Source organism: Falsiroseomonas sp. (assembly GCF_041690465.1).
Lineage (GTDB): Bacteria > Pseudomonadota > Alphaproteobacteria > Acetobacterales > Acetobacteraceae > Falsiroseomonas.
In genome coordinates this window covers 1-18,144 of sequence record NZ_JAWLHG010000048.1, presented here as the reverse complement: position 1 = coordinate 18,144, position 18,144 = coordinate 1, and the positions used below count along the sequence as shown (strand labels likewise).

The window sequence follows — 18,144 nt, the reverse complement described above, 5'->3', positions numbered from 1 at the left end:
GCAGCGGCTCAGGCATAGTCGAAGAGCTCATAGCGGAGGCCCCCGGGCGGCACGCCCAGCGCCTCCAGATGGCGCACCACGGCCATGGTCATCGGCTCCGGGCCACAGATCATGGCGGTGACCTCCGCGGGGTTCCAGCCTGAGATCAGCGCCGCCAGGCGATCCCGCTGCATCAGCCCGGTCTCGACCGGCGGCGGGATTTCGCCTTCCTCGGCCAGGTGCAGCACGCGCCAGCCGTGCCGCGCGGCGATGGCCGCCACCTCCGCACGGCAGACCAGCCGATCGGCGCTGCGCGCGCCGTGCAGCAGCGCCACCGGGCGCGGGTCGCCGCGCGCAGCAAGGTCGCGCGCGATGGAGAGGATCGGCGCAATCCCGGCGCCGCCCGCAACCAGCAGCAGCGGCCCGTCCCCGTCCGGCACGACGAAGGCGCCGTAGGGCCCGTCCACCCGTACCGGCAGCCCGGCGCCCAGGCTGCCCAGCCGTCGAGTCATGTCGCCGGCCTCGCGGATCACGAAGCGCAGCCGCTTCTCGCCGGGTGCCGAGGCGACAGAGAAGGGATTGTCGTCCCAGGGCGCGGTGCGGCCGAAGGCGAGCCAGAAGAACTGCCCGGCGCGGTGGTGGGGCGCCGGCCCGTCAAGCGTCACCTCCCAATAGCCGGACCCGAGCGGTGCGACGGCGCCGAGCCGCCAGCGTCCGCCGCCGAGCCGCCACGGCTTCCAGCCCCAGGACCAGCCGAGCAGCAGGCCCGCCCCCGCCAGTCCGGCCAGCCACATCAGGGCGAGGATCGGGAAGCCGGAATAGAGGCCGACCGACAGCGCATGCCACACCGCCAGCCCCGCCGCCGCGGCCGCGCCCAGCCCGTGCAGCAGCCGCCAGACCTGGTAGCGCATCCGCCGCCGCGCGAGCGCCAGCGCCACCGTCACGATCAGCGCGATCCAGGCGAGCTTGCCCGTGGTCATGCGCGGGCTGCCGAACATCGCGTGCAGGCGGGCAAGCCCCGCCAGCGGATCCCGCGCCAGCAGCGGCGCGACGAACAGCACGGGATGCAGCAGCACCAGCGCCAGCAGCAGGATCGCCGCGGCGCGGTGGAAGCGCATCGTCACGTCGATGCCGACGCGCCCCGACACCGCCTCCCACCGCCCGGCATGGGCGAATTGCAGCAGCAGCAGCGCGAGCCCGACGAGGCCCGCCGCGATCCCGGCTTCCTCATGCCAGCCGCCCGGCTCCTCGCCCGCCGCGAGCGCCAGGGCGAGCGGCGCGACGGCGGCGAGCAGGAAGGCGAGCGCTGCGGCGCCAGGCGCCAGCCCCGTCATGGGCGGTTGCATCGCCGGTCGGCCGGCCCGGCCCGGCGTTTCCGATCGTTCTTCATGCAGGCACCATAGCGGACAGGCCGCGGGCAGCCTTGCTCAGGATCAAGCGAGGGCCGCGGCAGCGCAGGTCGCCCCTGCGCGCCGCCCGGGTTGCAGCCGGACCGCGCGGCTGGCATCCCTCCCGGCCGCGATGACCGACGACCCGCCCAGCCCGGCCCTGCTTCCCGCGGGCCTTGCCGACCTGCTGCCGCCCGAGGCGGAGCGGGAGGCGGCGCTTGTCGAGGCCATGGTCGAGGTCTTCGCCCGCCATGGCTACGAACGCGTGAAGCCGCCGCTGCTGGAATTCGAGGACAGCCTCTTCGCCGGCTCCGGCGCCGCGCTGGCGGAGCAGACCTTCCGGCTGATGGACCCGGTCAGCCAGCGCATGATGGGGCTGCGCGCCGACACCACGCCGCAGGTCGCGCGGATCGCCGCGACGCGGCTCGGCCGCACGCCGCGCCCGCTGCGGCTCTCCTATGCCGGCCAGGTCCTTCGGGTGCGCGGCACCCAGCTGGCTCCCGCGCGGCAATTGCCGCAGGCCGGCATCGAGCTGATCGGCCCTGACCTGCCGGAAGCAGATGCCGAGGTCGCCGCCGTCGCCGCCGAGGCGCTGGCGGCGATCGGCATCACTGATCCCACGCTCGACATCACCCTGCCGCGCCTCTCGCCCGCGCTGCTGGACGCCGCCGGGGTGGAGGGCGAGGCGCGCCGGAGGCTCGCCCGCGCGCTGGACCGCAAGGATGCCGCCGCGGTGCAGGCGTTGGCGCGCGAAGCCGGTGCCGCGGCGCATGTGCTGCCCGGCCTGCTCGCCGCTGCCGGCCCCGCCGAAGGCGCGCTCGCCGCGCTCGAGGATGCCGCGCTGCCGGCGGCCGCGCGTGCCATCGCCGACAATGCGGCGGCGGTGATCGCCGCACTGCGCGCACGCGCGCCGGATCTGCGCATCACCCTCGACCCGGTGGAGTTCCGCGGCTTCCGCTATCACACCGGCGTCGCCTTCACCGTGTTCGGCCCGGGTGCGACCGGCGAGATCGCCCGCGGCGGCCGCTATCTCTCGGGCGAGGAGCCGGCGACGGGCATGACGCTCTATCCGGATGCGCTGCTGCGCGGCGTCGCGCCGGCGCCGCCGCGGCCGCGCGCCTTCATCCCGCTCGGCGCCTCCGCCGATGCGGCGCGCGCGCTGCGGGCGCAGGGCATCGTCACCGTCGCGCAGCTTTCGGCCTCGGACACGCCCGAAAGCCTGCGCTGCACGCACAAGCTGGACGCGGCTGGCACGCTGCGGCCGATCAGGGAGTAACCCGCCATGGCCAATGTCGCCGTTATCGGCGCCCAATGGGGTGACGAGGGCAAGGGCAAGGTGGTGGACTGGCTCGCCAGCCGCGCCGATATCGTGGTGCGCTTCCAGGGCGGCCACAATGCGGGCCATACGCTGGTGGTCGGCAACCAGACCTACAAGCTCTCGCTGCTGCCGTCCGGCGTGGTGCGCGGCAAGCTCGGCGTGATCGGCAACGGCGTGGTGCTCGACCCGGAGCACCTGCTGACGGAGATCGCGAAGGTCGCCGCGCAGGGCCTCAAGGTCACGCCGGAGAATCTCCGCATTGCCGAGAACGTGCCGCTGATCCTGCCGCTGCACCCGGCGCTGGACAAGGCGCGCGAAGCGGCGCGCGGCGAGGCGAAGATCGGCACCACGGGCCGCGGCATCGGCCCGGCCTATGAGGACAAGGTGGCGCGCCGCGCCATCCGCCTCTGCGACCTGGCGGAGCCGGAAGTGCTGTCGGCCAAGCTCGACGAACTGCTGCTGCATCACAACACGCTGCTGAAGGGTCTCGGTGCCCCCACCTTCGAGAAGCAGGCGCTGCTCGACCGGTTGCTGGAACTCGCCCCGAAGCTGCTGCCCTTCGCCGAGCCGGTCTGGGAACGGCTCGATGCCGCGCATCACGAAGGCAAGCGCGTGCTGTTCGAGGGCGCGCAGGCGGTGATGCTGGATGTGGACCACGGCACCTACCCCTATGTGACCTCATCCAGCACGGTGGCGGGCAATGCGGCGGCGGGCTCGGGTGTCGGGCCGCAGCGCATCGGCTATGTGCTGGGCATCGCCAAGGCCTACACCACGCGCGTCGGCAGCGGGCCCTTCCCGACCGAGCTGCATGACGATACCGGCCGGCTGCTCGGCGAGCGCGGGCATGAGTTCGGCACCGTCACCGGCCGCCCGCGGCGCTGCGGCTGGTTCGACGCGGCGATGGTGCGCCAGGCGGTGAAGGTTGGCGGCGTGGACGGGCTGGTGCTGACCAAGCTCGACGTGCTCGACGGCCTGCCCACGCTGCGCCTCTGCACCGGCTACCGGATCGCGGGTGAGGTGGTGCGGCGCCTGCCCGCCTCGGTCGCGCTGCAGGCGAAGGCCGAGCCGGTCTATGAGGACATCCCCGGCTGGCCCGGCTCCACCCGCGGCGCCCGCAGCTACGCCGAACTGCCGGCCGAGGCGGTCAAATACGTCCGCCGCATCGAGGAGCTGGTGGAGGCGCCGGTGGTGCTGCTTTCCACCAGCCCGGAGCGCGACGACACCATCGTGCTGCGCGATCCCTTCGCGGGATGAGAGAGGATACCGGCATGAGCCAGCGCGACGAGTTCCACAACTTCGACGACGTCACCCAGGGCCTGGCGCGCGAGCTCGCGCCCGGCGTCAGCACGCGCATCTTCCCCGGCGAGCATGCGATGCTCTCTGTCGTCACGATCGCGCCCAATGCGATGGGCACCATGCACGACCACCCGGAGGAGCAGTGGGGCGTGCTGCTGGACGGCACTGCCATCCGCATCCAGGGCGGCGAGGAGATCGAGGTGAAGAAGGGCGATTTCTGGCGCACCCCGGGCGGCGTGCCGCACACCATGCGCGCCGGCCCGCAGGGCTGCCGCGTGCTCGACATCTTCGCACCCCCGCGCGAGGCATACAGGAAGGCTGGAAAGGGCTTCGGCTGATCTAGCCCAGCGAAGGCGCGAAGCCGCCAGCGACCTCGAAGCTGGCCGCGCCTTCCTTGAACAGGCGCATGCAGAGCTCGCAGGGCGAGATGCGCGCCTGGTCGATGCCGAACAGCCAGTTGCATCCGTCGCCGAGCTTGTGGATCTTCGCCATGTCATGGGCGGCCCACAGATAGACGAAGGTGACGAAGTGCGAGCAGAAGAAGTTGGCGCTGTGCAGCATGCCCCACTCCATCTGCTCGCCCTTGAGCTTGGAGAGCTCGCCGCGGATGAACTCGTCGCTCATCGACGGGCCCTTGTAGCCGAACAGGGTGCGGATCGCGAGGGTGCGCAGCCCGTATGAGGCGGTGCGCGAGGCGTCCGAGAAGGACTTCACCGAGAGCGCCTTGCGCCAGGCGCGGCGCGCCAGCTCCCGGTCGCGGCAGCGCATGACCAGGTAGCTGTTGCCGAAGCGCGCGGGATCGGCGGTCGAGCTGTTGACCACCCCCGCGCCCGGCTTGAACAGCGCGATGTCGAGCACGCCCGAGCCTTCGTCGAACTCCAGGATCTCGCCATCGCCCATGCAGAGGGCAGCGTGCGAGAAGCGGGTGGGATCGAGACCGTATTTCGCCTCGAACTGCTTCAGGCCGTGACCCCTGATGGTGCCTTCGAACTTCTGGCCGAGCCCGATCGCCCTGCTGATGAGGCCGCTCTCGGGGATGTATTTGAGCAGGATGTCGCCCTGCTCCAGTTGCTTGGTACGCAGCAGCTTCACGGTGAACATGGGCGGCCCTGGCCTCCGGCGCCTGGCATGGATCTCGTCAGCATAACGAAACGAAATTTGCCGGCATAGGGGTTTGCGGGCGGCTCCCCGCCCGCGGCGGGCGGTGATATGCAGGGGGCTCCGCCCCCGGACGATGACATGCCGACCGCCCTGACCCTGCGCGACAGCCGCGCGGATGACATCCCGGCCCTCGCGGCCATCTACGGACACTGGGTCGCCACCGGCCTGGCGAGCTTCGAGCTGGAGCCGCCCGATGCGGCGGAGATGGCGAAGCGGCGCGCGGCGATCCTGGCCGCGGGGTTTCCCCATATCGTCGCGGAAGGCGAGGGCGGGCGGGTGATGGGCTATGCCTATGCCTCGGCCTGGCGGCCAAGGCCGGCCTACCGCTTCGCCTGCGAGAACTCGGTCTATGTGGACAAGGATGCCGGCCGCGGCGGCATCGGCCGTGCGCTGCTCGAGGCGCTGATCGCCCGCTGCGAGGCGCAGGGGCTGCGGCTGATGGTTGCGGTGATCGGCGACAGCGCCAACTCGCCCTCGATCGGGCTGCACCGCGCCTGCGGCTTCTCGATGGTGGGCACGCTGCCTGCGGTGGGCTGGAAGTTCGATCGCTGGGTGGACAGCGTGCTGATGACCCGGCCGCTTGGCGATGGGGCGACGACGCCGCCCGTTCGCTGAGCGGCTGTGGCGGACGCCCCCACCCCGCGACCGCCGAGTTCCACGCCGACGCCTCCCTGACGGCGCCGGCGCAGCGGACACTGTAGGTCCGTTCTCCGCCCCACGCCTCCGGGCGAAATCGTCGGGTGGGGGATTACGCCGCCCGCTTTTCCTTCGCGTTACGCAGCAGCGCCAGGCCGCGATAAACGCCGTGCACCATCTTGCTGTAGGGCAGGGCGACGAACAGCGCGAGCACCAGGCCGAAATGCAGGGCGAGCATCAGGCCCATCGCACCGGTGTGGCGGACCGCCAGCAGCAGCAGGCCGGTGGCGCCGATCAGGAACAGCAGCGCCAGCATGGCGTATTCGCCGCCGACCAGCCGGCGGGCGACCGGCACCGGATCGGTGATCGTCTTCAGCCAGATCAGCCCCGCCGTGCCGATGCAGAGCAGCACGCCGCCCCAGGTGCCGAGTTGCACCGGCAGGCTGAGGAAGGCGTGCGGCGAGTACCAGCCGAGCAGGTGGTGGTAGATCGAGCCCGTCGTGGTCGCCGCGAAGCACAGCATGAAGCCCAGGAACATCGCCTGATGCAGCCAGCGCTTGGACTGGGAGAAGCTCTCGTCCACGTCGTTGCAGCCATGCCCGCCGCCGCCGAGGTTGCGCAGCGTCACGATGTCCACCGCCGCATCCCTGACGGCCTCGGGCGGCGCTCTCCCGCCGGCGCCGCTTGCCGTGCCGCGCCAGTAGCGGATACCGCCCATGGTCATCGCGACGATCGCGAAGGCGAAGGTGCCGCCGGCCAGGAGGTTGATCAGCCAGAGCGGGATGATGCGGAAGAAGGCGCCGGTGCCGGTCTGCGAGGTCCACAGCACCGCCGGATCCTTGATCGCGACGGTGGCGATCAGCGCCAGGGTGACGAGCAATGCCGCCAGTAGAACCACCACGGTGCCGTTGCGCTCGAACAGGCGGCCCATCGGCGCCGGCCAGGCGTAGCGCGCGTAGCTCTCCTGCCGGATCTCCGCGAAGGTCTTGGGCAGGTTGATGCCGAAGGCGTGCGGCGGGGCGTACTGGCAGGCGTGATAGCAGCCCTTGCAGCCATGGCAGAGATTGGCAAGGTGCGTCAGGTCGCCCTCGCTGAACTCGCGCCGCGCCGCCATGGCGGGGAACACCGCGCAATAGCTCTCGCAATAGCGGCAGGCATTGCAGACGGCGATATTGCGCCGCGCCTCGGCGACCGCTTCGGATTCCGGTGCGGGCGGCACGATCGCCTCGCGGATCAGCACGTCAATTGCGGACATGGCGCGCGGCCTCCTCGCCGGCGATGCGGCCGAACACGGTGCCGAGCGTCATCCCGAATCCGGCGAGGTAACCCTGGCCGAGGATGTTGCCGGACATGATCTCGCCGGATGCGAACATGTTGCCCGATGGCTTGCCGTCCGCCATCAGCACGCGCGCACGGTCGTTCACCTTCAGCCCGAGGAAGGTGAAGGTGATGCCGGACCGCAGCGGGTGCAGGATGAAGGGCGGCTTCTCGATGCGCCGCGCCCAGTGGCTCTTGGGTGGCGTCAGGCCCTCGGTGCGGCAATCGTCCGGCACCATTGGCTTGAAGGTGCCGGGGCGAACGGCGGCGTTGTACTCGGCGACCACGCGCTCAAGCTTGCCGGCATCCAATCCCGCCATGCCGGCCAGTTCGGCGATGCTGTTCGCCTTGTAGGGCGGGAAGACGGACGGAAGGTAATTCAGCTCCGCCTGGCTGTCGGTGACAGCGAAGGCGCACTGGCCGGGCTGCTGCGCGATCAGGCGGCCCCAGATGGCGTAGCGCTTCGGCCAGACATCCTCGCCCTCGTCGTAGAAGCGCTCGACGTCGCGGTTCACGACGATCGCGAAGGGCACGCAGTCCAGCCGCATGGCCAGCCCGCCATCCTCCATCGGGGCGCGCGCGTCGTTGGCCACCGCGTGGAACTGGGTGGGATCGCCGACCTCATGCGCGCCCTGGTCGAGCAGGTCGCGCAGCACGCGCCCCTGCGCATAGGGCGTGCCGCGAATCTGGAAATTGTCGGCGGCGTCGCCCCAGTATTTGCGCAGCCATTCGCGATTGGCCTGGAAGCCGCCGGACGCCGCGATGAAGGCCTTGAAGCGGATGCGCTCCGGAAAGCCGGCATGCGAGACGATGGCCTCGGTCGCGAAGCCCTCCTGCACCTCGATGTGCTGCACCTCGGTATCGTACAGCACGACGATGCCGAGTTGCCCCGCGGTGCGGTACAGCGCATTGAGCAGCGCCTTGCCGCCGCCGAGGAAGAAGGCGTTGGTGCGCGAGAGCGACAGGGTGCCGGACAGCGAGGGCTGGAAGGTCACGCCGCAGGAGGCGAGGAACGCCGGCGCGTGCTGGCTGGCGCGGATGCACATGCGCGCCAGCTCCTCGTTGGTGCGGCCGCCGGTGACGCGCAGCAGATCGTCCCAGTATTCCTCTTCGAGGTAGCTGTCGGTCAGCACCTCGGTCGGTGCCGGATGCAGCGCGCGGAGATTGCGCGTATGGCGCGAATTGCCGCCGCGCATGCTGCGGGGAGAATGTTCCGCCAGGATCACGGAGGCGCCGGCCCGGCGGGCGCTGATGGCGGCGCAGAGCGCGGCATTGCCGCCGCCGGCGATGAGCACGTCGTAGGTCTGGCTGAAGTCGGGCATGGGGTCCCCGGTTTTCGCAGCCTCTTGTATCCACCCGTATCCAGTGATGTCCAGATGACTCTTCCATCCGGGAGCGGCTTCGCGGTAGAGGAGCGGCATGGACCTCCCCCCCTCGCCACGCGATCTTGGCCAGGAAGCCTATGAGCGGATCCGCGGCGCCATCCGGGAAGGCGCCCTGTCGCCGGGCCTGCGCCTGACCGAAACCGACCTCGCCGGCCGCTTCGGCGTGTCCCGCACGCCGGTGCGGCAGGCGATCGCGCGGCTGGAGTCGGAGGGGCTGCTCACCCACGAGCCGCGCCGCGGCCTTTCCGTCACGCGCCCGGACCATGGGCAGGTCATCGAGCTCTACGTGATGCGCGAGATCCTGGAGGGGGCGGCCGCGCGCCTGGCCGCCCAGCACGCCACGGATACCGAGATCGGCGCGATGGCCGAGTTGGTCGAGGCGGAGCCCATGGCTTTCGCCGATACGCATGCACTGTCGGAACTCAACCAGAGGTTGCACGGCCTGCTCTACCTCGCTGCGCACAACCGGTATCTTCTCAAGAGTCTCGGCCAGATCTCGGCGACCATCGCGCTCTTGCCGACGCTGCTGACGCTGGGCGGCCGGGCGGAGCAGGCGCATGCCGAGCATCGCGTGCTGCTCGACGCGCTGCGCCGCCGCGACGGCGACGCGGCGGAGGCGGCGGCGCGCGCGCATTCCCGGGCGGCGCAGCGCCATCGCCTGGCCTGGCTGGTCCGCACCGTGGGGCTGCCTGTAGCCGCCCCCGGCGGACCCTGAGCCCTTCGCGGAGTTCCGCCATGACCGACGCGCTGTTCCCAGGCTTCATCCGGTCGGAGATCGCAACCTCCGGCGGCGCGCGCATTGCGCTGCGCCATGGCGGCAAGGGGCCGCCGCTGCTGCTGCTGCACGGCAACCCGCAGACGCACGTGGCGTGGCATCGGATCGCGCCGCGCCTGGCGGAACACTTCCACGTCGTCGCCGCCGACCTGCGCGGTTATGGCGACAGCGTCGGCCCGGACCCCGCCGTCACCGCCAACTACACCTTCCGTGCCATGGCGCAGGACCAGGTGGAGGTGATGCAGGCGCTCGGTCACGAGGCCTTCTTCGTCGCCGGCCACGACCGCGGCGCGCGGACGGCGCATCGCATGGTGCTGGACCACCCCGACCGCGTGCTGCGCGTGGCGCTGCTCGACATCCTGCCGACGCTGCATGTCTGGCGGAACGCCACCGCCGAATGGGCCATGAAGTCCTGGCACTGGGTCTTCATGCCGCAGGAGGGCGACCTGCCGGAGGTGATGATGGAGAGCGTTCCGGCGCGCTGGTACATGGAACGCAAGATCGGCAAGAAGGGCATGGGCATCGGCATCTTCGACCCGCGCGCCTTCGACGAGTATGTCCGCTGCTTCACCTCCAAGACCATCCGCGCTTCCTGCGCCGACTACCGGGCGGCGGCCACGCTGGACCGGGCGATGGACGAGGCGGATTTCGCCGCCGGCCGGAAGGTCGAATGCCCCGCACTGGTGCTGTTCGGCGGCCGCAGCCACACCGGCGAGGTGTTCGACGACGTCACCGCCGCGTGGCGGGATTACGCAACGGACATCCGTGGCGAGCGGCTGGCCTGCGGCCACTACGTGCCGGAACACGCGCCGGAGGCGGTGCTGGACTGGTTCCTTCGTTTCTTCGGCTCGCAGCACGCTTGACATGACAGCGGCGCCCGCGCCATGCGACGCTTCACCGGACTTTCGACGGGAGGATCACGCATGAACAGCTTCGACAATGCCGGGCGGCTCGGCCGCCGCGGCCTGCTTCAGGGTGCCGCGGCGCTGGGCGGCGGTGCCTTGCTGCCCGGCGCGGCACAGGCGCAGGACTTCGCCGGCCGCACCATCGAATACGTCATTCCCTTCGCCGAGGCCGGCGGCAGCGATGTCTGGGCGCGCTTCATGGCGCCCTACATCAGCAAGCACCTCCCGGGCCGGCCGAACGTGATCGTGCGCAACGTGCCCGGCGGCGGCTCCATCACCGGCACCAACTCCTTCTTCCAGCGGGCGCGGCCGGACGGGCTCTCCTTCATCGGCACCTCCGGCTCGACGCAGTTCCCCTACCTCCTGGGCGACCCGCGCGTGCGCTACGACTACACCAAGATGATCCCCTTCCTGGTCTCGCCGACCGGCGGCGTGGTCTACGTGCCGAAGAGCCTCGGCATTACCGGCGCGCGGGACATCGCCAAGCTGCGCGACCGGGAGCTGATCTATGGCAGCCAGGGCGCGACCTCGCTCGACCTGGTGCCGATGCTGGCCTTCCTGCTGCTCGGCCTGAATGTCCGCTTCGTCTTCGGCATGCGCGGCCGCGGCGAGGCTCGGCTGGCGCTGATGCGCGGCGAGATCACCATCGACTACCAGACCTCCGCCGCGTACCTCACGCAGGTGGTGCCGATGGTGCAGTCGGGCGACGTGGTGCCGCTGTTCTCCTGGGGGCAGCTCGACGAGGCGGGCAATGTCGAGCGCGACCCGACCTTCCCGGACCTGCCGCATTTCGTCGAGGCGTTCGAGATGGTGAACGGCCAGAAGCCCTCCGGCGTGCAGTTCGACGCCTACATGGCCTTCTTCGGCTCGGGCTTCGCCGCGCAGAAGCCGGCCCTGCTGCCGCCGAACACCCCCGCAAACATCGTCGCCGTTTACCGCAAGGCGCTGATCGATGCCGTGGCCGACCCGGAACTGCAGGCGGCGAAGGGCGACATCCTCGGCGAGTACCGCCAGGCCGTCGGCGACCGCATCGGCCGGCTCTACGAGGTCGCCACCACGATCCAGCCGGCGGCGCGTGATTGGGTGCGGAACTACCTGACCACCACGCACAACGTCCGCTTCTGACCCGACTTGCGCGCGGGGCCCCGCCAGGGCCCCGCGACGCGGCCGCGCGTTGTCGAAGGCACCACGCCGATGATCGACCTGCTCTTCGCGACGCTCGCGAACCTGCTCACGGTTCAGCATATGGGCTTCATGGTCGTGGGCGTCGCCCTCGGCCTGGTGATCGGCGTTCTGCCGGGGGTGGGCGGCATCGCCGGCCTCTCGCTGCTGCTCCCCTTCCTCTACGGCATGGACGAGACCTCTGCGCTCGCCATGCTCATCGGCCTGCTCGCCATCGTGCCGACGGCCGACACCTTCACCTCCATCCTGATGGGCATTCCCGGTTCCTCCGCCTCGCAGGCGACGGTGCTGGATGGCTTCCCGCTTGCCCGCCAGGGCCAGGCGGCGCGGGCGCTTTCCGCAGCCTTCGCCGCCTCGCTGATCGGCGGGCTGTTCGGCGCGCTGATCCTCACCTTCTCGGTGCTGATCGCCGCGCCCATCATCCTCTCCTTCGGCTCGGCCGAGTTGTTCATGCTGACGCTGTTCGGCCTTTCGATGGTCGGCGTGCTGTCGGGCGCGAACATCCTGAAGGGCGTCGCCTCCGCCTCGCTCGGCCTGGCCTTCGGGCTCGTCGGCGCCTCGCCGGCGACGAGCGAGCCGCGGATGGATTTCAACGCGCTCTACCTGATCGACGGCATTCCGCTGGTGACGGTGGCGCTCGGCATCTTCGCGCTGCCCGAGGTGCTGGACCTGCTGCGCAGCGGCGGCTCCATCTCACAGGGCGCGCCGCTCGGCCGCGGCTGGTTCACCGGCGTGCGCGACACGCTGAAGAACTTCTGGCTCACCATCCGCTGTTCCGGCATCGGCGCGCTGATCGGCGCCATCCCCGGCATCGGCGGCAGCGTGGTGGACTGGATCGCCTATGGCCACGTGGTGCAGACAGCCAAGGACAAGTCGCAATTCGGCAAGGGCGACATCCGCGGCGTGATCGCACCGGAGAGCGCCAACAACGCGACGCAGGGCGGCGCGCTGCTGCCGACGCTGCTGTTCGGCATCCCGGGTTCGGGATCCATGGCGATCTTCCTCGCCGCGATGATCCTGCTCGGCCTGCAGCCGGGGCCGGGCATGGCGAAGGAGAACCTCGGCACCACCTACACGATCATCTGGTCGCTCGCGATCGCCAACGTGATCGGCACGGCGATGTGCATCGCGCTCGCGCCCGGCATCGCGCGGCTGACGGCGGTGCGCTATCCGCTGATCGCGCCCTTCATGATCATGGTGATCTGCTTCGCCGCCTTCCAGGCGACGCGCGACCTCTATGACCTCGTCGCGCTGCTGGTGATGGGCCTGGTCGGCATCTTCATGCGCCGCTTCGGCTGGTCGCGTCCCGCCTTCCTGATCGGCTTCGTGCTGGCGCTGGGCGGCGAGCGCTACCTCTATCAGGCGGTGCAGTTCTACGGCTGGGACTTCCTGACGCGACCGCTGGTGCTGGTGATCGGCGCGATCACGGTGGTTTCGCTCTGGGCCGGGCTGCGCCGGCCCGTCGGCGGGGGCAAGCAGATCGAGACCGAGGGGCCGGCCGATGTCGCGCATGCCAGGGTGCTGTGGCCGCAGATGGCGTTCTGCCTGGTGCTGCTCGGCGGCTTCGCCTTCACCTTCCAGCAGGGGCTTCAGGTCTCCTTCCTGGCGCGGATCTTCCCGGTCGCCGTCGGCATCGTCGGCGGCCTCGCCACGCTGATCATCCTGGTGCAGCAGGCGCGCGGCCCGATCGCCGCAGGCAACGCCAATTTCGACAGCGAGGCAAACGCGACCGATGGCGGCCCCTGGCGCTACCTGGCCTGGTTCGTCGGCTTCATCGGCGTCGTCGCGCTGATCGGCTTCTTTGCCGCGCTGATCGCCTTCTTCATCGCCTTCCTGCGCATCGTCGCGCGGGCTTCCTGGCCGCTGACGCTGGCGCTGACGGCGGCGGCGGCCACGCTGATGCTGGTGATGTCCCACATGCTGACGCTGGTATTCCCGGGCGGCGTCCTGCAGGCGTATTTCGACCTGCCCTGGCCCTTCCGTTGAGGCTCCGATGACACTCCAGACCGCCATCCCCTGCACCTTCATGCGCGGCGGCACCAGCCGCGGCCCGTACTTCCTGCGCAGCGACCTGCCGGAGGATCGGGAGGCGATGGCGCGCGTGATCCTCGCCGCGGTCGGCTCGCCCGATGCGCGGCAGATCGACGGCATCGGCGGAGCGACGACGCTGACCACCAAGGTCGCCATCGTCTCCCGCGCGGCGCCCGGCCAGGCGCAGCAGGTGGACTACCTCTTTGCCCAGCCCGCCGTGGACCGTGCCTTCGTGGATTGGGGCCCGACCTGCGGCAACATGCTGGCCGGCGTCGGACCCTTCGCCATCGAGAGCGGGCTGGTGCCCGCCGAGCAGGGCGAGACGCGCGTGATGATCCGCGCGGTCAACACCGGCGCGCTGATCGAGGCGGTGGTCCAGACCCCCGGCGGCCGTGTGACCTATGATGGCGAAACCGCCATCGCCGGCGTGCCCGGCACCGCCGCCCCGGTGCTGCTGAACTTCGCCGATGCGGTGGGCGGCGCCACCGGTAGGCTGATGCCCACCGGCAACCCGCTCGACCGCATCGAAGGCGTGGACGTCACCTGCCTCGACGTCTGCATGCCGGTGGTGATCGCGCGCGCGAAGGACCTCGGCAAGACGGCGCGGGAGACCGCGAAGGACCTCGACGCCGACAAGGATTTCATGGCGCGCATCGAGAAAATCCGCCGCGCCGCCAGCCTCGCGATGGGCATGGGCGACGCGGAGGGCCGGGTCATTCCCAAGTTCGCCATGATCGCCGAGCCGGCGGGGGAGGGCGCCTCCGTCGCGGCGCGCTACTTCACGCCGCTGGCCTGCCACGAGGCGATGGCGGTTACGGGGGGCATCTGCATCGCCTCCGCCTGCAAGCTGCCGGACACGGTTGCTGCCGGCATCGCCCGCGTGAGCGATGCGGCGCGGGAGGCGGTGGTGATCGAACACCCGACCGGCATGATGGAGGCCGTCATCACCACCGGCACGGATGCGGAGGGCAAGCCCACCATCCTCGCCGGCGGCACGCTGCGCACCGCGCGCCTGCTCATGAAGGGCGAGGTCTACATCCCGTCGCGCGTCTGGGCCGGCAGGTGAGCGAGGCCATCATCACGGAGGACCGCCTCCTCGCGCTCGCGACACGGGCACTGGAACGCGGCGGCATGCGCGGCGAGGAGGCGGCGCTCGCCGCCCGCGTGCTGGTGCTCGCCGACCTGTTCGGCCTGCGCACCCACGGCATCAGCCGTATCCCGCAATACCTGGACCGCGTGCGGCTCGGCGGCATCGACGCGCGCGCCGAGGTGCAGGTGGAGCGCGTTGCGCCCGCGCTGGCGATGGTGGACGGGCGCAACGGCGTCGGCCCGCTCGTCGGCATGCGCGCGCTGGAGGCGGCGCTGGAGGGCGCGCGAGCGGCCGGCGTCGGCGCCGCCTTCGCGCGCGGCAGCAACCATTTCGGCCCGATCATGCCCTATGCGCTGATCGCGGCCGGGCAGGGCTTTGCGACCATCATCGCAAGCAACGCCACCACCACCATCGCGCCCTGGGGCGGCAAGGACACGCGGCTGGGCAACAACCCGCTCGGCATCGGCGTGCCGAATCCGGGCGGCGATCCGATCATCCTGGACATGGCGCTCTCCGTCGCCGCCCGCGCCAAGATCCGCGAGCAGGCGGCGCGCGGCGAGCCCATTCCGGAAGGCTGGGCGACCGATGCCGAAGGGCACCCGACCACCGACGCCGCCGCGGCGCTGAAGGGCTTCCTGCTCCCGGTCGGCGGCCACAAGGGCTACGGGCTGGCGGTGATGGTGGATCTCTTCGCCGGCCTGCTCTCCGGCGCCTCCTACCTGACGCGCGTGCGTGCCTGGGACAAGGAGCCGGGCATCGCGCAGGATCTCGGCCATGTCTTCGTCGCACTGGATACGGCGAAGCTCGGCCTAGACCTCACGGGTCGCATGGCGGACTTCGCGGCCATCATCCATGGGACGCCCGCCGCGGATCCCGCCCGCCCGGTGATGCTGCCCGGCGAGCGGGAGATGCAGGCGATGCATCGCGCGCGGCGCGCGGGCGTGCGCGTGGCGGCATCCGACCTGGCGAAGCTGGAGGCGCTGGTCGCCGGCTGAGCCGTGCTCATACCACCGGCCAACTTCGTTGACCGATGGCATGAGGTTCTGTGCCCTCGGTCGCCGGGCGGCCGCGTCCGCGGCCTTGGCTCGCCGCACCAGCGGCGGGCCGCATTCGCGGCCTCGGCATCGGTTAATGACCGATGCCGCCAATGAGCTTGAAATGCGTGACATCCTCCAGCGTCGCGCCCAGCCAGGCGTCGATCGCGTTGCGCTGCGTACCCTGCGCCTGCGGGCGCCCGTCCGCGTCCAGCACCATCGGCAGGTCGTGCCCGGCCAGCAGCACCGCGCCCGGCCGTGCGCGCCATTCCGCCAGCAGGCGCGCGATGGAGCGCGCATGCACGGCGGGGTCCATGCTCATATCCGCCCGCGCCGTCGCCAGCTCTGCGCGGTTCTTCGCGACGTCGGCCGAGAAGATCGTCGCCGGCGACCCCTCCAGCACGAAGACGAGGTGGTGCGGCGAATGTCCCGGCGCCTCGAAGCAGCCGATGCCGGGCAGGCCGGTCGGCCCCTCCGCGATGCGGCGCAGGCGCGAGCTTTCCGCCAGGGCGCGCAGCGCGAAGTCGGGCCAGAGCGGGGCGCCGATCGGCTGCTGCAGCGCATAGTCCAGCTCCGCGCCCGGCGCGTGGATCAGCGCGTTGGGGAAGCACTGCCAGTTCTCGGCATGGTCGTAGTGCAGATGCGTCAGCAGCACGTCCGTGACCTCGGCTTGCGTCACGCCGAAGGCGCCGAGGCGGTCGAACAGCGTCTTGCGCACGCCGACCCGCCCGGTGTCGAGCAGCACGCGGCGGCCATGGCCGCGCGCCAGCGCAATGGTGCTCCAGCCCAGCCCGCCCTGTTCCTTCGACTTGCCCGGATAGCCCTGGACCAGCACGTCCACCTGCCACGCGTCGCTCATCGGCCCCTCCCTTGCCGTGCCAGCCAGCCATGCCGCGCGCGCGTCCGCAAGCCGCCGGGCCTTGGTTGCGCCCGCCATCCGGCTGGGGCAGCGTGCGGCGCCTGAGCCGAGAAGGAAGGAACAGTGATGCGCCTCGTCGTGCTGCCCGGCGACGGGATCGGGCCGGAGATCACCGCGGCCACCATGCAGGTGCTGCGCCGCGCCGATGCGCTGTTCTCGCTCGGCCTTGCCTTCGAGGAGCATGAGATCGGCCTCGCCCGCCTGGCGCGCGAAGGCTCCACCCTGCCGGAGCAGGTGATCGAGGCGGCGCGCGCGGCCGATGGCATCGTGCTCGGCCCGGTGGACAGCTACGCCTATCCGCCGCGTGACAAGGGCGGCATCAACGTCTCGGGCGAGATGCGGATCCGCTTCGACCTCTACGCCAACATCCGCCCCAGCCGCTCCCGTCCCGGCCTCCCGCACTACGGCCGCACGCCGATGGACCTGGTGATCGTGCGCGAGAACACCGAAGGCTTCTACGCCGACCGCAACATGCATCTCGGCATCGGCGAATTCATGCCGACGCCGGACCTGGCGCTCTCGGTGCGCAAGATCAGCGCCGAAGGCTCGAGCCGGATCGCCCGCGCCGCCTTCGAACTGGCGATGCGCCGCCCTCGGCGGAAGGTGACGGCGGTGCACAAGCACAATGTGCTGAAGGTGACCGAAGGCCTGTTCCTGCGCGAGGTGCGCAAGGTGGCCGAGCAGTTCCCGGACGTGGCCTATGACGAGCAGCTGGTGGACAGCATGGCGGCGCTGCTGGTGCGCGATGCGCAGCGCTACGACGTCGTCGTGACCACCAACATGTACGGCGACATCCTCTCCGACGAGGCGTCTGAGCTGTCCGGCAGCCTTGGCCTGGCCGGCTCGATCAACCATTCCGACACGCATGGCATGGCGCAGGCGCAGCATGGCTCGGCGCCGGACATAGCCGGACAGGACAAGGCGAACCCGGTCTCGCTGATCCTCTCGGCCGCGATGCTGCTGGACTGGCACGCGCGCCGCGCCGAGGGGCGGGAGAACTTCGCCCGCGCCGCGGCCGCGATCGAGCAGGTGGCGGATGAGCTGATCGCCGACCCGGGGCGGCGCACCGCCGATCTCGGTGGCCGGCTCGGCACCCGCGCCTTCGCCGAGGCCTTCTGCGGGGCGCTGACCGCCTGACGCCGCGGCCCGCACGGCCTGGCCCGCACGGAACAGGGGCGGGCGGGCCTCTCCTGCTACCGGCGGCGGCGGGCCTGACGGGCTGGTCGGCGATTCCCGGAGCGACCTCATCGAGGGCGGCACCGGCAACGACTCGCTGACCGGCCTTGCCGGCGACGACGTGCACTACGGCCGGGACGGCAATGACCGGCTCTCCGGGAGCAGCGGGCATGACCAGCTCTTCGGCGGCTCAGGCAACGACGTCCTGCATGGCGGCAGCGGCTGCGACCTGCTGACGGGTGGCAGCGGCGAGGACATCTCATCGATGCGAACACCGGCACGAGCGGCAACCTGGCCTTCGGCTTCATCGGCTCGGCGCAATTCAGCGCAGGCCTCGCCGGGCAGCTGCGCGGCGAGATCCTGACCCGCGCCGACGGCTCCACCGTCACCCTGCTGCAAGCCGATGTGAACGGCGACCGCGTGGCGGATTTCGAGGTGCTGATGAACGGCAGCTAGTCGGCCGTGAACAACCCGGAAGTCTGCGGAATTCCTGGGGTTTCCGGCCGGCAGAAGTATTCGCGTTTGCAAGGCTCCTGTCCGGAGCGGGCGAAA

17 protein-coding genes and 1 pseudogene are annotated in these 18,144 nt (G+C 70.9%); 13 read left to right on the top strand and 5 right to left on the bottom strand.

Translation table 11 applies throughout. From position 1 onward, the window contains the following. Window positions 1-8: 8 nt before the first annotated feature. Entirely contained in the window at window positions 9-1,313 is a 1,305-nt protein-coding gene (locus tag ACESM1_RS26430; protein ID WP_372624222.1) for a ferric reductase-like transmembrane domain-containing protein, read from the bottom strand. A gap of 187 nt (window positions 1,314-1,500) precedes the next feature. Here ACESM1_RS26430 and ACESM1_RS26425 point away from each other — a divergent pair, with 187 nt between their 5' ends. From ACESM1_RS26425 to ACESM1_RS26415, 3 genes are read left to right on the top strand one after another with little or no spacing between them, the layout of a single operon-like run. Beyond that, on the top strand, window positions 1,501-2,643 hold the full coding sequence (locus ACESM1_RS26425) for an ATP phosphoribosyltransferase regulatory subunit (protein WP_372624221.1): 1,143 nt from the start codon (window positions 1,501-1,503) through the stop codon (window positions 2,641-2,643). Window positions 2,644-2,649: 6 nt separating this feature from the next. Continuing rightward, the gene (locus ACESM1_RS26420; protein WP_372624220.1) at window positions 2,650-3,939 is read left to right on the top strand and encodes an adenylosuccinate synthase; all 1,290 of its coding nucleotides are present in this window, start codon (window positions 2,650-2,652) and stop codon (window positions 3,937-3,939) included. A 14-nt stretch (window positions 3,940-3,953) separates the two neighbouring features. Next, entirely contained in the window at window positions 3,954-4,319 is a 366-nt protein-coding gene (locus ACESM1_RS26415; RefSeq protein ID WP_372624219.1) for a cupin domain-containing protein, read from the top strand. A 1-nt stretch (window position 4,320) separates the two neighbouring features. On the opposite strand, the gene ACESM1_RS26410 is transcribed toward ACESM1_RS26415, so the two are convergent. After that, window positions 4,321-5,082: a hypothetical protein gene (locus ACESM1_RS26410; protein ID WP_372624218.1), complete on the bottom strand. Its 762-nt coding sequence runs from the start codon at window positions 5,080-5,082 to the stop codon at window positions 4,321-4,323. Between the two features lie 138 nt (window positions 5,083-5,220). Here ACESM1_RS26410 and ACESM1_RS26405 point away from each other — a divergent pair, with 138 nt between their 5' ends. Continuing rightward, the gene (locus ACESM1_RS26405; RefSeq protein WP_372624217.1) at window positions 5,221-5,757 is read left to right on the top strand and encodes a GNAT family N-acetyltransferase; all 537 of its coding nucleotides are present in this window, start codon (window positions 5,221-5,223) and stop codon (window positions 5,755-5,757) included. 133 nt (window positions 5,758-5,890) lie between these two features. Here the strand turns inward: ACESM1_RS26405 and tcuB are convergent, their stop codons facing one another. Further along, window positions 5,891-7,033, bottom strand: coding sequence for a tricarballylate utilization 4Fe-4S protein TcuB (tcuB, locus tag ACESM1_RS26400; protein ID WP_372624216.1), 1,143 nt, complete (start codon window positions 7,031-7,033; stop codon window positions 5,891-5,893). After that, window positions 7,020-8,417, bottom strand: a complete 1,398-nt coding sequence (gene tcuA, locus ACESM1_RS26395; protein WP_372624215.1) for an FAD-dependent tricarballylate dehydrogenase TcuA — start codon at window positions 8,415-8,417, stop codon at window positions 7,020-7,022. The genes tcuB and tcuA overlap by 14 nt, the downstream gene beginning before the upstream one ends. Before the next feature lie 97 nt (window positions 8,418-8,514). Here tcuA and ACESM1_RS26390 point away from each other — a divergent pair, with 97 nt between their 5' ends. The 6 genes from ACESM1_RS26390 to ACESM1_RS26365 all read left to right on the top strand — a co-directional run bounded on the left by ACESM1_RS26390 (window position 8,515) and on the right by ACESM1_RS26365 (window position 15,458). Continuing rightward, on the top strand, window positions 8,515-9,195 hold the full coding sequence (locus ACESM1_RS26390; RefSeq protein ID WP_372624214.1) for a GntR family transcriptional regulator: 681 nt from the start codon (window positions 8,515-8,517) through the stop codon (window positions 9,193-9,195). 20 nt (window positions 9,196-9,215) lie between these two features. Beyond that, window positions 9,216-10,118 carry an alpha/beta fold hydrolase gene (locus ACESM1_RS26385; RefSeq protein ID WP_372624213.1) on the top strand — a complete coding sequence of 301 codons (903 nt, stop codon included), beginning with the start codon at window positions 9,216-9,218 and terminating at the stop codon, window positions 10,116-10,118. A 60-nt stretch (window positions 10,119-10,178) separates the two neighbouring features. Beyond that, window positions 10,179-11,285 (top strand): Bug family tripartite tricarboxylate transporter substrate binding protein, encoded by a 1,107-nt coding sequence (locus ACESM1_RS26380; protein ID WP_372624212.1) that lies wholly within the window; start codon window positions 10,179-10,181, stop codon window positions 11,283-11,285. A gap of 69 nt (window positions 11,286-11,354) precedes the next feature. Next, window positions 11,355-13,328 (top strand): tripartite tricarboxylate transporter permease, encoded by a 1,974-nt coding sequence (locus tag ACESM1_RS26375; protein WP_372624211.1) that lies wholly within the window; start codon window positions 11,355-11,357, stop codon window positions 13,326-13,328. A 7-nt stretch (window positions 13,329-13,335) separates the two neighbouring features. Continuing rightward, entirely contained in the window at window positions 13,336-14,439 is a 1,104-nt protein-coding gene (locus ACESM1_RS26370) for a 4-oxalomesaconate tautomerase (RefSeq protein ID WP_372624210.1), read from the top strand. Continuing rightward, the gene (locus tag ACESM1_RS26365) at window positions 14,436-15,458 is read left to right on the top strand and encodes an Ldh family oxidoreductase (protein WP_372624209.1); all 1,023 of its coding nucleotides are present in this window, start codon (window positions 14,436-14,438) and stop codon (window positions 15,456-15,458) included. Before ACESM1_RS26370 ends, ACESM1_RS26365 begins: the two co-directional genes overlap by 4 nt. A 133-nt stretch (window positions 15,459-15,591) precedes the next feature. On the opposite strand, the gene ACESM1_RS26360 is transcribed toward ACESM1_RS26365, so the two are convergent. Further along, window positions 15,592-16,356, bottom strand: a complete 765-nt coding sequence (locus tag ACESM1_RS26360; RefSeq protein WP_372624208.1) for an MBL fold metallo-hydrolase — start codon at window positions 16,354-16,356, stop codon at window positions 15,592-15,594. 126 nt (window positions 16,357-16,482) lie between these two features. On the opposite strand from ACESM1_RS26360, the gene ACESM1_RS26355 reads away from it, so the two are divergent. From ACESM1_RS26355 to ACESM1_RS26345, 3 genes and pseudogenes are all read left to right on the top strand, one after another. Beyond that, window positions 16,483-17,553, top strand: a complete 1,071-nt coding sequence (locus ACESM1_RS26355; protein WP_372624207.1) for an isocitrate/isopropylmalate dehydrogenase family protein — start codon at window positions 16,483-16,485, stop codon at window positions 17,551-17,553. 73 nt (window positions 17,554-17,626) lie between these two features. Next, window positions 17,627-17,704: pseudogene (locus tag ACESM1_RS26350) on the top strand (hypothetical protein); the annotation flags it as partial. Window positions 17,705-17,713: 9 nt separating this feature from the next. Then, window positions 17,714-17,956, top strand: coding sequence for a hypothetical protein (locus tag ACESM1_RS26345; protein WP_372624206.1), 243 nt, complete (start codon window positions 17,714-17,716; stop codon window positions 17,954-17,956). Window positions 17,957-18,144: the final 188 nt, after the last annotated feature.